11 protein-coding genes are annotated in these 13846 nt (G+C 47.9%); 5 read left to right on the top strand and 6 right to left on the bottom strand.

The window, feature by feature from the left end:
• Window positions 1-11: 11 nt before the first annotated feature.
• Entirely contained in the window at window positions 12-1205 is a 1194-nt protein-coding gene (locus MY523_RS15540) for a DUF1570 domain-containing protein (protein WP_250655597.1), read from the bottom strand.
• A gap of 183 nt (window positions 1206-1388) precedes the next feature.
• Here MY523_RS15540 and MY523_RS15535 point away from each other — a divergent pair, with 183 nt between their 5' ends.
• Window positions 1389-1634, top strand: a complete 246-nt coding sequence (locus tag MY523_RS15535) for a hypothetical protein (RefSeq protein WP_250655596.1) — start codon at window positions 1389-1391, stop codon at window positions 1632-1634.
• Between the two features lie 7 nt (window positions 1635-1641).
• Here MY523_RS15535 and MY523_RS15530 read toward each other — a convergent pair whose 3' ends face one another.
• From MY523_RS15530 to MY523_RS15515, 4 genes are all read right to left on the bottom strand, one after another.
• A complete protein-coding gene (locus MY523_RS15530) occupies window positions 1642-2631 on the bottom strand; it encodes an alpha/beta hydrolase (RefSeq protein ID WP_250655595.1) in 990 nt (329 codons plus the stop codon).
• A gap of 12 nt (window positions 2632-2643) precedes the next feature.
• On the bottom strand, window positions 2644-3219 hold the full coding sequence (locus MY523_RS15525; protein ID WP_256470543.1) for an ATPase: 576 nt from the start codon (window positions 3217-3219) through the stop codon (window positions 2644-2646).
• 54 nt (window positions 3220-3273) lie between these two features.
• On the bottom strand, window positions 3274-3618 hold the full coding sequence (locus MY523_RS15520; RefSeq protein ID WP_250655594.1) for a TA system antitoxin ParD family protein: 345 nt from the start codon (window positions 3616-3618) through the stop codon (window positions 3274-3276).
• A gap of 242 nt (window positions 3619-3860) precedes the next feature.
• Window positions 3861-5225, bottom strand: a complete 1365-nt coding sequence (locus MY523_RS15515; RefSeq protein WP_250655593.1) for an L-serine ammonia-lyase — start codon at window positions 5223-5225, stop codon at window positions 3861-3863.
• Window positions 5226-5566: 341 nt separating this feature from the next.
• Between MY523_RS15515 and MY523_RS15510 the strand changes: the two genes are divergently transcribed.
• The 4 genes from MY523_RS15510 to MY523_RS15495 all read left to right on the top strand — a co-directional run bounded on the left by MY523_RS15510 (window position 5567) and on the right by MY523_RS15495 (window position 12823).
• Window positions 5567-7186 (top strand): IS1182 family transposase, encoded by a 1620-nt coding sequence (locus tag MY523_RS15510; RefSeq protein WP_250655547.1) that lies wholly within the window; start codon window positions 5567-5569, stop codon window positions 7184-7186.
• 173 nt (window positions 7187-7359) lie between these two features.
• Complete coding sequence (locus MY523_RS15505; RefSeq protein WP_250655592.1) at window positions 7360-8685, top strand: alpha/beta hydrolase; 1326 nt, start codon at window positions 7360-7362, stop codon at window positions 8683-8685.
• Window positions 8686-8716: 31 nt separating this feature from the next.
• Complete coding sequence (locus tag MY523_RS15500; protein ID WP_250655591.1) at window positions 8717-10435, top strand: alkaline phosphatase family protein; 1719 nt, start codon at window positions 8717-8719, stop codon at window positions 10433-10435.
• A gap of 39 nt (window positions 10436-10474) precedes the next feature.
• Window positions 10475-12823 (top strand): tetratricopeptide repeat protein, encoded by a 2349-nt coding sequence (locus MY523_RS15495; RefSeq protein ID WP_250655590.1) that lies wholly within the window; start codon window positions 10475-10477, stop codon window positions 12821-12823.
• A gap of 105 nt (window positions 12824-12928) precedes the next feature.
• On the opposite strand, the gene MY523_RS15490 is transcribed toward MY523_RS15495, so the two are convergent.
• Window positions 12929-13798, bottom strand: a complete 870-nt coding sequence (locus MY523_RS15490) for an SDR family NAD(P)-dependent oxidoreductase (protein ID WP_250655589.1) — start codon at window positions 13796-13798, stop codon at window positions 12929-12931.
• Between the last annotated feature and the right edge of the window lie 48 nt (window positions 13799-13846).

The following is a 13846-nucleotide window of genomic DNA, read 5'->3' as shown; positions in this document are numbered from 1 at the left end:
GTTATCCTCAGTCAGCCTTCTCGCGCTGTTTGTAGCATTATTCGCCAACGGCTCTCAAATGCAGACAGACCACCGGGGTAATGTTTGTCCCAGAACTGCAATGTGTCGAGTTCCGAGCATGGGTTTTCTGCCATCTCTGCCAGTAAATGACGGGTAAACTGCTCACCTTTTTGGTGGTTTTGCAGCAGGTAAATAACAGACCATGCCAAGCTATACATGGTTCTTTGATTGCGTGACCGCCACTCCAGATCTGATAGCGTCAGGTAGTCCCGCAAAGAGGGCAGTTGACCCTGCTTTAATAGTGTTGATAGATGGCGAAGGTGATAGCGGTTAGTGTTGGTTGCCCCAGCTTTGAGCCCGCTGTACTCATAGCTTTCGAAGAATTCTGCTATCCCCTCATTAAACCAGATCGGGGTGCGGCCAAATAGCCCTGCGTTAATAACGTGAGTCGTTTCATGTCGAGCTATGGCGCGGGTATGCTGATCATAACGCTGTCTCATGACGACGGCTTCGTTGTTTAAGGCGGTATAAAACCCGGCCGCAGACTTAAGTGAAGGGGCGTGCGCCTGCCGGTATTGTTCAAACCCTTTGGCCGAGTTAAAGACTTTCAGGTTAAGGTCAACTTGTCGCAAGTACTGGCTGGCCATTCGGTCAGATAGATAGCCGAATATCGCGCTGACATCTCGTTGCAGCTGTTCGCCAAGCAGCGTGGGTAATACCTGTTCGGGGCTGGTCAGGTTCATTCGGAAAAACTGTTTGTCTGACCGGTAGTTAGCGGTTATCTCATCACTGGCCTGTTGTGATGGTTTGCTATCCGAGAAATGGACTTGCCCGTTCTGATCCGTCCAGCGAAAAATGCTTCCGGTTTTTTCGACCGTGGTTATGGAGCGGGTATTGGTTTTTAAACATAGCGCTGGAATGGCATGCTTTTCAACGCCGCTTAAAAGAGTCTCCTTAAGCGGTATCGGCGCTCCACTGGAGCGTGCTGGCTGCTTGCTCTCAGGAGAAGAGGCGGGCCCGGTTACGTGAAGCGGCTGAGTGTTATCTGTGCCTGCCTGGTTTGATATTGGCAGGGTTCTATCGAATGGAATGCCGAACAGGTCAAACACCCAATGCTTTTGTGGTAACGACAAATTTCCCCAGGTTATAAATGCAACATAGGCAGTAAAAATGATGCCGAGCAGTGTTTTCAGTAATGTCGTCATAAGCGAATACGTTTGAGCTGATAATTAGGTGCCTGAACTGCCAGAAGCCTCTGTCTATACTCATTCTATCAAATCTAATGAGTGCCCAGCGTGCTCTATGGCTAAAAACAGGCCTGATCTGTAGCTATCGACTAGTATAATAGTAGACAGTAATAGAGATTGAGAGCGTTGAGCAGGAGTCGTATGGTGGGAAAGGTCATTGATTTTAGGATTCCCGAAAAAGATGATATCAATGAAATTAAAGAAGCATTGCGTGAGCGGCTCTATAAAACAGGGCTCAATGATGACTTTGTTGAGTATACCTGGCCCCATTGCGATGAGCTGATTAAACGTTTCTCATCAAAACCCGGGGTCGACAAAGAAGTGGTGATGGAGTTACTACACCTTAGGATTAATCTCGATTTAGAACACTTTTCCCGTAACCATTAAAGGGCTCTCAATCAACATATTGCAGCATCAGGCTGAATATCTCATCTTGAAAAATCGGGTCTAGCGGGATTAAATGCCCCGCTTCAGGTTTAATGTATAACGTGGCATTGGGGATCGTGGTGGCCATATGTTCTGCAAATCGCCAGGGCACGAAGGTATCTTTCTGGCCTTGGAAAACATAGGCCGGAACGTTAATCTCCTTCAGGCTAAATTCCCAGGGTGACCACTGAACCTCAAGGTCTTGAATGGTGCCTTTTACACCTTGTTGCAGCGCCTCTTGCTGGTTGCGCATAAACAGGTCGGCAACCTGTTTGTCTTCCAGTATTGTCCGGTCATAGGCCGACATTTCCTTTTCTGCCATTTTCATATAGAAATTGGGTAAAGACATATCGGTCCAGCGAACCAGCTTAATAGCCTGCTTAAATAACTTAGGACGCTCTTCGGATAGTTCAGGGCCGCGTAAATCGTAATCTTTCATTAATTCCTGGGCCTGATCAAACTCGCCAAAATTGGTATAACCCGATATAGAGATGACAAATTTCGCTCTTTCGGGGTATTGGTGAGCAACCGCCAACACTGGGGGACCTCCACTCGACCAGCCTAACAAACCAAACTCGTCTATACCTTTTTCGTCTGCCAACTGCTTAATATCCTTGGCGAAATCCAGCAGGCCATAGTTGTCAATGTAGTCGGACTGGCCCAACCCGGGGCGGTCGATCACGATGAGGCGAATACCATACTGCTGTGCTTTTTGATCAAGAAAAAGCAACTCCAGACGAGAGCCAGGGTTGCCGTGGGCATAGAATACCGGGAACCCCTCTATATCGCCTCGCTCCAGCCATGCTACTTTTCGCTCTCCCCTTATTGAGAATTGAGGAATGCCGTTATCCGTTATGGTGCTGTCATAGATGTTTCGGTCAGCTCGAGGCGATGCACAGGCAGTAAGCTGCAGCACGACAAATAATGCGACTATATGGGTGCAGGTTCGTTGGATCATCCTTGAAGCTCTCTATAGGTTAAAAATGTATGTAGCCCACTCGGGTAGTGATTGCTGTTGGGTTACATGGCCTTGTTCACACTTTAGCAAAAAACGGTGTGGAATATCTGAGCTAGTGTTATCAAATACATAAAGAAAATCAACAATGTAACGTGCTGCTTTTACATTTTCTATCGTCCGGGGAATTCGAGACTGAATTTTATCCTCCGGAACATTATGCCCGCCATGGTTAACCCTGTGTTCCACTCGGCGTTTATTGAGCTCTGCTAATTCAACATGAATAAACACCAGAGTTATTTCATAGCCGGCTTGCTTTGCTTTAGTCAAAAAATCTACTTTTGAGGCGTGAGAAAACACCGTTTCAAAACAGAATGAACGGCGTTCTTTAATATACTGTTCGCGTAATGCGTCTGCCTGGCGCGCCGCCTGATAAGAGAAAAACTCAGGGTTCTCAGGGTGTTGCTCTGCGGCAATCAGGTCTGCGTTAATAAAGGGGATCTTTAGGTGAGCGATGTTATGACGATAAAAAGTGGTTTTACCCGCTCCGTTACCTCCTACGATGACCCATAGGACCGGTTTACTGTTGATGGTGGTATTCCTTTAATTCTAAAATGTACTATTGCGGGTTATTTCTGCGGTTAACTAATCATCAGTTGATGCTGTTACCTGTCCATTGCTTGCTGAATAATAAGGGTGTTCAGAGTTCTTTAGCTCATTAATGACACCTTCACGGTTAGGCGCTTCTGCCAGTTGGTCGAACAAGCTTCGAGAAGCGGCTATACGCTCATCCGGCGTTAGATCGTCAATGGATACATGGCCTTCCTGAAAGCTACGAATACGCGATAGGCTAAAACACCCCGTCTGTTCAACCAGTTTGCCAATTTCAGCCCAATATTCTATTTGGCCTGCTGCAGACCGTTTTAAAAATCGGCCTTCCTGGCTGGCTGTATTGACCAGTTCATCACTTAAACGTACGGATTTTGCCATGATTGAGTATCACCCTTAGTTAGAGCCCATCCAGATATACTTTCACACTGTCATCCCCGCGAAGGCGGGGAACCATAACTCATTGAAATGACTGGATTCCCGCCTTCGCGGGAATGACAACAGGAACAATGCCTATATATTTCTGAATGGAAACTAGTTAGCATTAATAATCAGATTACAACAAAAGATCGCATAATGCGATCTTTTGTTGTTAAAAGCAGTGTTGTTAATAGCCGTACTAACTAGCATTCAGGCGTATTGACCTGTATTGCCAAGCCTCCCAATGATGTTTCCTTATATTGGTGCTGCATATCTTTACCCGTCCGCATCATGGTTGCGATTACTTTATCAAGCGATACTACGTGGCGGCCATCGGAATTAAGTGCCAGCCTCGCGGCGTTAACTGCTTTAACTGCCCCCATGGTATTACGCTCAATACAGGGGATCTGTACTAAACCACCCACCGGGTCGCAGGTTAACCCCAGATTATGCTCCATGCCAATTTCAGCCGCGTTCTCAACCTGCCATATTGAGCCGCCCTGAATGGCAGTGAGTGCGCCAGCTGCCATTGAACAGGCCACGCCCACCTCTCCCTGGCAGCCGACTTCAGCAGCCGAGAGAGACGCACCTTCTTTGTATAAAATGCCAATGGCACCTGCCGTTAACAGGTAGTCGATGATTGTCTGCTCCTGACGGGGAGCCAGATGCTCTATGTAGTACTTCAATACTGCGGGGATGATTCCGGCGGCACCGTTTGTGGGGGCTGTTACCACTTTCCCGCCAGCGGCATTCTCCTCGTTGACTGCCATGGCATAAACACTTAACCAGTCAAGAATATCGGTTTTGACCGGTTGGGCTTGTTTCGTCTTGACTAGCGCTTCAAAGAGTTTGGGGGCTCGGCGTTTAACCGCCAGCCCTCCCGGTAAAACGCCCTCGGTGTGCAAACCCGACTCGATACTGTTGTTCATGGCGTTCCAGACCTCTAATAAGCCTTGCTTCAGGTCTGACTCTGATCGCCAGCAACGCTCGTTTTGCCATATCAGCTGGCTGATTGAGCACTGTGCCTGTCTGCAATGTTTGATCAGCTCTGCGGCAGAGCAAAAAGGGAAGGGGCAGTCAGCTGATGTTGAATCTGAGCCAACAGGAGTTCCCGATTCATCGCAGATAAACCCGCCGCCGACTGAGTAGTATCCCTGGCTATGAATCTCCTCGTTATGGGCGTTGTACGCCTTAAACATCAGCCCATTGGCGTGCAGAGGCATTAATTCGCTGGTCAGAAAGACGATATCTTTGTCTGGGCTGAATGTGAGGAAAGTTCGGTCATCATAGCTTAATTGCTGGTGATGATAGGCTTGCGTGATGGCCGCTGCTTGCTCTGAAGGTGTCACTGTCTCGGGTCGCAAGCCAGATAAGCCAAATATGATGGCGTTTTGGGTGCCATGGCCCCTACCGGTCAAGGCAAGCGACCCATATAGCTCGCAGATAACTCGGCTTGTATCGGGGGGAAGTGACTGCAAAAACTGCCAGGCCGCACGCATAGGGCCAACGGTGTGGGAGCTGGATGGCCCTATGCCAATTGAGAACAGGTCGAGAACACTATGAGCCATAATAAACCCTCATACTATTCAGTTAAGTATAGACCTTGCCGCGACTGCTATTTCCGCTACCTCAAATCACTCTCAAAACTAAGCCATTCTGGTTGTTTAATAACAGGTCAGAGTAAAATGGCACTTATTTAAGCGTAACGGTGGGTGATTTCTAACATTATTTGGTGCGCAAGCGCACATCAGCTGTAGCCTTGATGAAAGGAGGCACGACTGTAATCAGGGTTGGGCTATTTGAAACTTCAATGTGGCGGGCTCCTTGATTCCGCTGCGAGGCTGTGAAAGTATCCATAGGCTCCCCGCTGTATAATATCGTCGCCTAACGACTTCGAAGATATAAGAAAATGGGAAGACAATACAAGAAAACACACTCCCGCGATCAAGGGGATTTGTTTCCGAGCCATATGGATGACTACGTGCATGAGAGGCATCCCATCAGAGCCCTTGATGCCTATGTTGAATGTTTAGACTTAGGAAAGCTCGGCTATCAACATACCTTAGAAAACAAGGTTAATAGCGGGCAGCCTGCCTACCCTCCCGGTGCGTTACTCAAGCTTTACCTCTACGGATATCTAAACCGCATTAAGTCGAGTCGTCGGTTGGAACAAGAGTGCCACCGTAATATAGAGGTGATGTGGTTAGTTCAAGGGCTTAAGCCAAGCTATAAGACGATCGCTAATTTTCGCAGCCAAAACCGGCGTGCGATTCGGGAGACTCATAAAGAGTTTATTTTATTCTGCAAGAAACTTTCGTTGTTTGGAGGCCAGTGCATTGCTATTGACGGCAGTTTCTTTAAAGGAAGCGCGAGCCGCAAGAGCTTTACGACCACCACAGGTCTCAAGAAGAAGCTCAAAAAGCTAGAGGCGCATATCGAGCAATGGCAGAACGAGCTAGATCAGCAAGATGCGCAGGAAAAGGAAGAAGAAAACAAGCCCAGTGATATTGAACTGGAAAAAGTGCTTCAGCAACTCGAAGACTGGAAAAAAGAAAAACAAGATAAAGAGAGCGAATTAAAAAGGTTAGAAAAATCTAAAAAAACACAAGAGAGCAGTACAGACAAAGATGCCCGTTTACTGAACAAAGGAACTCAAAAGGTATCCGGCTACAGCGTACAGATAGCAGTAGATAACAAGCATCACTTGATCGTTTGCGAAGAAGTCACAACGGAGCCAAACGACCTTAAACAATTGCACCCAATGTCGCTAAAAGCAAAGAAAATACTGAATTCAGATGAGTTAGAAGTGCTTGCTGATGCGGGCTATTACAGCGGGGCGCATATTGCTAAGTGTGTAAAAGATAAGATAACACCTTATGTTCCCAAGCCTAAAACGGGGGGTAAAGGGAAAAAGGGAAGGTACACAAAAGACCAGTTCATATATGATGCGAGGAAAAATCATTATGTGTGCCCTGCAGGAGAGTCATTAAACCAACGAGGGTCGCCCCGCACACAGAACGGACAAGTATTTCATCGCTTCAGTGCATCAGAAACAGTCTGTAAAAGCTGCCCCCAAAAAGCAAGCTGTCTTGGGGAGAAAATACCTTGCCGAGTCGTGTGGCGAAGTGAGAATGCAGACCTGCTCACAGCTCATCAAGAACGAATGAAGGTAAGCAAAGGAAAAATGCGCGAGCGAAGTACACTCGTTGAGCACCCATTTGGCACGATGAAATCTAGAGCAGGTTGGAGCCACTTCCTGCTAAGAGGCCAAGAGAAGGTAGCGGCTGAGTTTAGTTTAATGGCGTTATGTTATAATCTCACACGTGCACTTAATGTGTTGGGGTTCGACAGGCTCCTTGAGGAGATAAAAAATAAAGCTCTGTTTCGCCTTAATAGAAGGAGCCCAGAGCTATATTTAAAGGCCTATAAGTATTACCTGTTTCTACAGACAATAATTATAAAGGCCGTTGTAATGACGCCAGATTCGCTTCGAGTTCGTTTTGAAGTCAAAGAATCTCTTGCTTGTTAATACTTTCACAGCCTCTGCGCTGCATCACGGCTACGGGTATCCAGGAGTCTTTGGTGCGCAGCACATCCTATAGGTTAGAATAACTTGGCTTAAGTACGTGTCATTTAGGTCAGAATGCTATAGTTAGAGGAACAAAAGTTAGACCTCTTATGATATATCACTGGTGGTAATAGATGACGGGACTTTTTCTGGTGTTAGCGGCGCTCAGCGCGTGGCTGACTTACAACTTGTATTATCCTATCTATAAACATCCCAAAGGGGTGGTGATTAGTTTTGTCTCTGGCTGGTTAGTTGGTGAGCTGGTGTGGCACCACTTGGCGGTGCAAGTATTCATTACTTTGCTGTTTGTTGCAGCGGGTGCCGTTGAAGGCTTGCCGGGTTCTGTTGGTCTGCTAATGCTGCTGGTCTCATGGTGGGGGATGATCATGTATCAGTTTCAGGCAGGCCTGGCCGAAAGCCAGGTTGAAGAGAGCTTGCGCAAAGGGCTTGGAGCAGACTATAGCCAACATATACGGGAAGATATTGGCTACCAGGGTAATAAAATTTTTACTAAAAAGCAGTTGATGCGGCCTTTTTCCGCGCTCCGTTCGCTGGACGTTGAGTGTATTAAGAATATCCCCTATCAACAGGTGGGTGGACTCAACTTAAAGCTGGATATCAGGCGAAGCAAGTTGCCCTGTAAGAATGCGCCGGTATTGTTCCAGATACACGGCGGGGCATGGACACATAAACTGGGCAGTAAGAACGAGCAGGGCATCCCACTGATGAACCGGTTAGCCGAGATGGGCTGGGTCTGTGTTGCGATCAGTTATCGTCTCAGCCCCAAAGCGACGTTTCCTGACCATATTATTGACTGTAAAAAAGCACTGGTCTGGGTTAAACATCATATTGCCGAGTATGGGGGGAACCCTGATTTTATACTGGCAACAGGTGGCTCGGCAGGCGGGCACCTCAGTGCGTTACTTACACTCACCGAGAAGGTGGCTGCATTCCAGCCCGGGTTTGAGCATGAAGATACTTCCGTCAAAGGGTGTATCCCTTTTTATGGTATTTATGATTTTCTTAATGAGTCGGCGCTGCAGTATCACAAAGGGCTGGAAATGATTCTGGAAAAATCGATACTGAAAACAGCAAAACATACCAACCCCGACATCTATCGGCAAGCCTCGCCTATCAACCATATTCATGAAGACGCACCGCCGTTTATGGTCATTCAGGGGGATAAAGACACGCTGGTTTCAACCGACGAGACACGCTATTTCGTAGAGCGGTTGCAAAGCATATCGAAGAGCCCTGTCGTTTATTCTGAGATAAAAGGTGCTCAACATGCATTTGATGTATTTCCTTCGGTAAGAAGTGAGCATGTACTCAACGGTGTCGTGCGTTTTGCAGAATCGGTCTATAGCGACTATATAAATAAGCAGAACCAAAACAGCCAGGCAGAGACTCGCGATGTGGAAAACGTTAATGGGCTGTCACCAGAGGAATGCGCCAGCTAATCATTGAGAAAAGGACTATAGAGGGATCTACATGCCAGTGTTAAATAATGCGAAAGCCTTGTCATTAGGCTTGTTGATAGTCGCCCCCTGCTTTACCAGTCAGGCTAACTCAGCAGACCATTCACCGGTTAAGCACAAACCTAAGTTGATTCTTCAGGTAACTGTTGACCAGCTGCGGGGAGACTTGCCTACTCGTTACTATGACCGGCTTGGCAAAGGAGGATTTAAGTACTTGTGGGAGCAAGGGCTGGTGTACGCCAACGCCCACCATGCCCATGCCAATACCGAAACGATTGTAGGGCATACCACATTGGCAACCGGAGCTCAGCCTTCAGTGCACGGTATGGTGGGCAACTTGTGGCTTGACCGTGCAACAGGGCTTACCACCTACAATATCGAAGACCCCAATTACAAACTGCTGTCAAAAGGGGCTGACGTTAATGAAAAAACAGAAATAGACCCGACGCAAAAAGCCGCTAAAGTTGAAGGTCGTTCTCCTGCGGCGATCAGGGTGACAACCTTTGGTGACGAGCTAAAAGCCAATAGCAATGGCAAAGCCAAAGTGTACGGTGTGTCGATTAAAGACCGGGGGGCTGTGGCGATGGCGGGCCACGGAGGCAAAGCGTTTTGGTTTTCAAAAGCAAGCGGTGAGTTTGTCACCAGCAACTACTACTTTGATGACTACCCGCAGTGGGTAAAGGACTGGAACGCAAAGAAAATTCCGCAATCCTATGCGGACACAACGTGGAGCCTGTTGCATGAGAAAAGCAGCTACCTGTTTGCGGACTCAGATGACCGAGCCTGGGAAACCGATTTAGCCGGGTTTGGCAGAACCTTTCCCCATCCTTACGGGGCCGCTGACGGCAAATATTATACAACAATGCTCACTACCAGCCCGGCGGGTGATGAAATAACCCTGGATTTTGCAAAGACATTGTTAGTCGCTGAGCAATTGGGCAAAGATGATGTAACTGACTACCTCAGTGTCAGCTTTTCATCGACTGATTATGTGGGCCACTTATTTGGGCCATCCAGTCTTGAGGCTGAAGACAATATTCTGCGTTTAGATCGTCGTTTAGCGGAGTTATTTGAGGCGGTCGATCAACATGTTGGTTTAAAAAATACCTTAATCGTCTTATCGGCAGATCACGGTGGGCCTGATACTCCGGGGTATCTGAAATCTTTAAATATTCCCGCAGGCTATATCGACCCTGCTTCGTGGAGCAAAGAAGAGGCCATCGTTCGTTTAAAAAAACAGTTTAATATTCATGGCAAGTTGATAGAAAAATACGAGCATCCTTATCTGTACCTGAGTAAGTCAATTATTGCCAACAAAGAGATAGACCGGCAGGCACTGGAAGAGGCTCTATCAAAAGAACTGGCCTCATTGCCGGGTGTTTCCATGGCTGTTTCGAGCAAAGCGTTACAGCGCGGCAACTTGCCAGAAACGCCCCTCTACCGGGCTGTACGGAACAACTTTTATGCTCCGCGGTCAGGCGATATTTACATTGTGTTTGAGCCTAACTGGTTTATTAACAGCTTTGATGGCTTAGTGGTGGCCTCATCCCATGGATCACCCTGGCGCTATGACAGTTTTGTACCTTTGGTTTTTGCCGGTTCAGACATAGGCTCAGCGCATGTTACCCGACAGGTTTATACCGTCGACATCGCCTCAACCCTTGCCGCTTACTTGGGGATTAAACCGCCGTCAGGCGCTTTTGGGCAAGTGCTGGGAGAAGTTTTTGAATAGGGTGGAAGTAACTATTTTATAGGTAATAAAAGGACTTTCATGCCGTTCTTGATTTCGTCTCTACCCAAGCGCTTTGGTACTCACCGCTGTGCTGTTTTTACACTGCTGTTGTGCTTAATCGGTTTAAATGGTGTTGCCAAGGCCGGTAGCACTGGCCATCTTGAAGGTAAAAACAACAATGGGGTTGAACCGGTATACCCCAGCATTAAGGCTGAAGAGGCGCATGTTGGTAGCGAGGTGTGTGGCCAGTGCCATCAGGCAGAGCTGAAACAATGGCAAACATCACATCATGCGAAGGCCATGATGCAGCCTTCGGCCAAAACTGTATTGGGAGACTTTGATAATAAAAAAGTCAGCTTTAATGGTGTAATTACCCAGTTTACCCGGCAAGAAGGGGGGTACTTTGTTACCACGCAAAGCGCCAGCCAAAAAGCAGAACGCTACAAAGTCGCATTTACTTTTGGTTATACGCCATTACAGCAGTATTTGATTGATATAGGTGAGGGCAAACTTCAAGCATTTGATATCGCGTGGGATGCAAGGCCTGCTTCTGAGGGAGGGCAACGCTGGATTAAATTGCTTCCGAACGAAGATACCGGCCCAACCAGCCCGTTTCACTGGACTCGCCAAACACAAAACTGGAATAGTCGGTGCGCAGACTGTCATTCAACCGGTGTTTCTAAGGGCTACGACCCGATCTACCAACGCTATAAAACAACGTTTGCTGAGTTGAATGTTGCTTGCGAGTCCTGTCATGGGGTGGGCAGGCAGCATGTTAATCTAGTCAGTAACGGCGACTACGAAAAAGGCGTAAACAGCGGTTTTAAAACAGACCTTAAACAGACTCGCCAATTTGTTTTTGACGGCAAAGAGCCGATAGCAAAACCTCAAGGGAAGGTCACTTCGTCGCAGATTAATGCCTGTGGTGGATGCCACTCTCGAAGAGAGGTGATTGGCGGGGTTGACCCTGCCAATGATTACCACGACCAATACGCACTGCGCTTGCTTGATGACCCGCTTTATCACCCGGACGGTCAAATCCGAGATGAAGTGTTTGTTTTAGGCTCTTTCCTGCAAAGCAAAATGCATCTGGCTGGTGTGACCTGCACCGACTGCCACAATGCACATACCGGGCAAGTACGAAACCAGGATAACGGGCTTTGCACTCAGTGCCATAGCGCAGAACGTTATGATGCTGAGGTCCACCATCACCACGCGCGTGCATCGCAAGGTGCGCAGTGCATTAACTGTCATATGCCCGCGACGACCTATATGCAAGTGGATGATCGTCGAGATCACTCGTTTAGCATTCCCGACCCTCAGCAGTCAGAGGTGATGAATACACCCAATGCGTGTAATAACTGCCACCAAGACAAGTCGATAGAGTGGAGTTCAAAAGCAATTAATAAGTGGAATAAGCGCGACCTGAAAGACCCGTTTGCTTCCATTAATGTGCGAGCGCAGAAGACGGACATGTTGGCATTACGTGCAATGGTTCGTTATGCGGAAGACGAACAGTATCCGGCCATTCGCCGAGCAACGCTGTTATCACTTGCGGGGAACATACCGTCTCGCTTGACCGCTGAAACCATTAGTCGGCAGCTGGCGTCTAAAAGCCCTTTGGTTAGGCGTGCCGCAGTAGAGGCTTCAGCTTTTATTCCTGTTCGGTACCGTTGGGGGTTGTTGAAACCGCTGCTCACTGATGAGTCTGCCAGCGTCCGTTTTGCTGTGGCGAACCAACTGGCGGGATATGGTTCGCAGGTCAACGGAGAAGACTATATTGCCCTCAGCAAACTGTTTAGAGAGTATGAGAAACAGTTGCGCAGGTCACAAGATACACCGTCAGGACAAGCATCTATTGCAACCTATGCGCTGAACCAAGGCGATACAGAACAGGCACTTATGGCCCTGAATAAAGCCCTGGAAATTGAGCCAGACTATGTGCCTGCCTTGCTTAACATTGCTGATCTATACCGGGGTTTGGGTGATGAGAAAAGCGCCAAGCAGACACTGCAAAAAGCGGTTTCAATTGCGCCAGATAGTGGCGCCGCTCAGCATAGTTTTGGTTTGTATTGGGTTCGGCAAGGGCAGCTGGACACCGCTTTGAATTATCTAAAAGAGGCGACAGAGCAGAGTGATCGTTCTGTCAGATACTCTTATGTCTATGCGGTGGCGCTGGAGTCATCTGGCCAGTTACAGGAGGCTGTTAAGGTGCTTGAGCGCACGAATGAGATGTGGCCGAATCAATATGATGTGTTGCTGTCGCTGATTGTCTATTTGGAGAGAGCAGGCCAGCAGAAAGAGAGCTGGCGTCACTTAACGAACTTGTCAGCCATTGCGCCGAATGACCCTGAGGTTAAACGCAGAATCAGCGCTATGAAGCAGTGATATAGCTTCACCATCGACGATGGCAAAACGCTTGCCTCAATAACAGAGACAAGCGCTATACAACACCAGGCTAAACAACACCAGGCTAAACAACACCCGGCTAAGCTACGACTTTTTAGCTTTCTCCTGGTGTAACCGAATTTTCTCTTCTAGCCTGTAGCTCAGGTTCATGATGGTGCTGGCAGAGGTAGGAGATATGTCATATACCAGTTCTGCCAGTGAGCCGAGCGGGGTGGTGACTTTCTTCTGTTTGGTTACGAGTGATTTCAGTACCAGCTGTGCAGCACGTTCTGGCGACATGACAGGTAGATAGTCATAACTCTTGGTGGGCGCAATCATCGGGGTGCGAACAAGCGGCATGTAGACGGTGGTAATGTGCACGTTCTCTTGTGCGATTTCATTGGTTAGGCAGCGGCTAAAGGCATCCAGCGCTGACTTACTGGCGATATAGGCTGAGAAACGAGGAACATTAGACTGGCAGCCCGCCGATGAAATGTTGATGATATGCCCTTTTTTACGCTCACGCATTGAAGGCAGAAAACCTAAGATCAGCTGTAAACAGCCAAAGTAATTTAGGTTCATGGTTCGTTCAAAGTCATGCAACCGGTCATAGGCGTCGTTGACTGAGCGACGGATAGAGCGTCCGGCATTGTTAATCAGCACGTCAATCGGGCCATGCTCTTCGAGTACCTTTTCGACCAGCTCCTTACAAGAGTCTGTGTCGCTCAGATTGCAGGTATAAATATAGGCTGTACCACCCAGGGCCTCGACTTCTTTCTTGGCTGCTTCAAGTTTTTCCAACCCTCTGGCGACGAGAATAACCGTGCCGCCTGCTTCACCGATCTGACGTGCAACCGCAAGCCCGATCCCGCTGCTACCACCAGTGATCAGTGTTAGTTTTTTGTTCAGTACTTTTGGGAGGATGGGTTTTCTTACGATGCCGAGGGTTTCTGAAAGAAGCGTCTCTAATGCCATTGCGATATTCCTTGTGTATAAAAAGTCAGTAGTGGGATGTCTACCATC

The organism is Alkalimarinus coralli, assembly GCF_023650515.1.
Taxonomy (GTDB): Bacteria; Pseudomonadota; Gammaproteobacteria; order Pseudomonadales; family Oleiphilaceae; genus Alkalimarinus; species Alkalimarinus coralli.
This window is presented reverse-complemented; position numbering and strand designations above follow the sequence as displayed.

Coding starts and splice junctions, on each gene's coding strand:
- MY523_RS15500 (WP_250655591.1), top strand. CDS start 8,717: ATGCCAGTGTTAAATAATGCGAAAGCCTTGTCATTAGGCTTGTTGATA.
- MY523_RS15535 (WP_250655596.1), top strand. CDS start 1,389: ATGGTGGGAAAGGTCATTGATTTTAGGATTCCCGAAAAAGATGATATC.
- MY523_RS15510 (WP_250655547.1), top strand. CDS start 5,567: ATGGGAAGACAATACAAGAAAACACACTCCCGCGATCAAGGGGATTTG.
- MY523_RS15540 (WP_250655597.1), bottom strand. CDS start 1,205: ATGACGACATTACTGAAAACACTGCTCGGCATCATTTTTACTGCCTAT.
- MY523_RS15505 (WP_250655592.1), top strand. CDS start 7,360: ATGACGGGACTTTTTCTGGTGTTAGCGGCGCTCAGCGCGTGGCTGACT.
- MY523_RS15520 (WP_250655594.1), bottom strand. CDS start 3,618: ATGGCAAAATCCGTACGTTTAAGTGATGAACTGGTCAATACAGCCAGC.
- MY523_RS15495 (WP_250655590.1), top strand. CDS start 10,475: ATGCCGTTCTTGATTTCGTCTCTACCCAAGCGCTTTGGTACTCACCGC.
- MY523_RS15515 (WP_250655593.1), bottom strand. CDS start 5,225: ATGGCTCATAGTGTTCTCGACCTGTTCTCAATTGGCATAGGGCCATCC.
- MY523_RS15530 (WP_250655595.1), bottom strand. CDS start 2,631: ATGATCCAACGAACCTGCACCCATATAGTCGCATTATTTGTCGTGCTG.
- MY523_RS15490 (WP_250655589.1), bottom strand. CDS start 13,798: ATGGCATTAGAGACGCTTCTTTCAGAAACCCTCGGCATCGTAAGAAAA.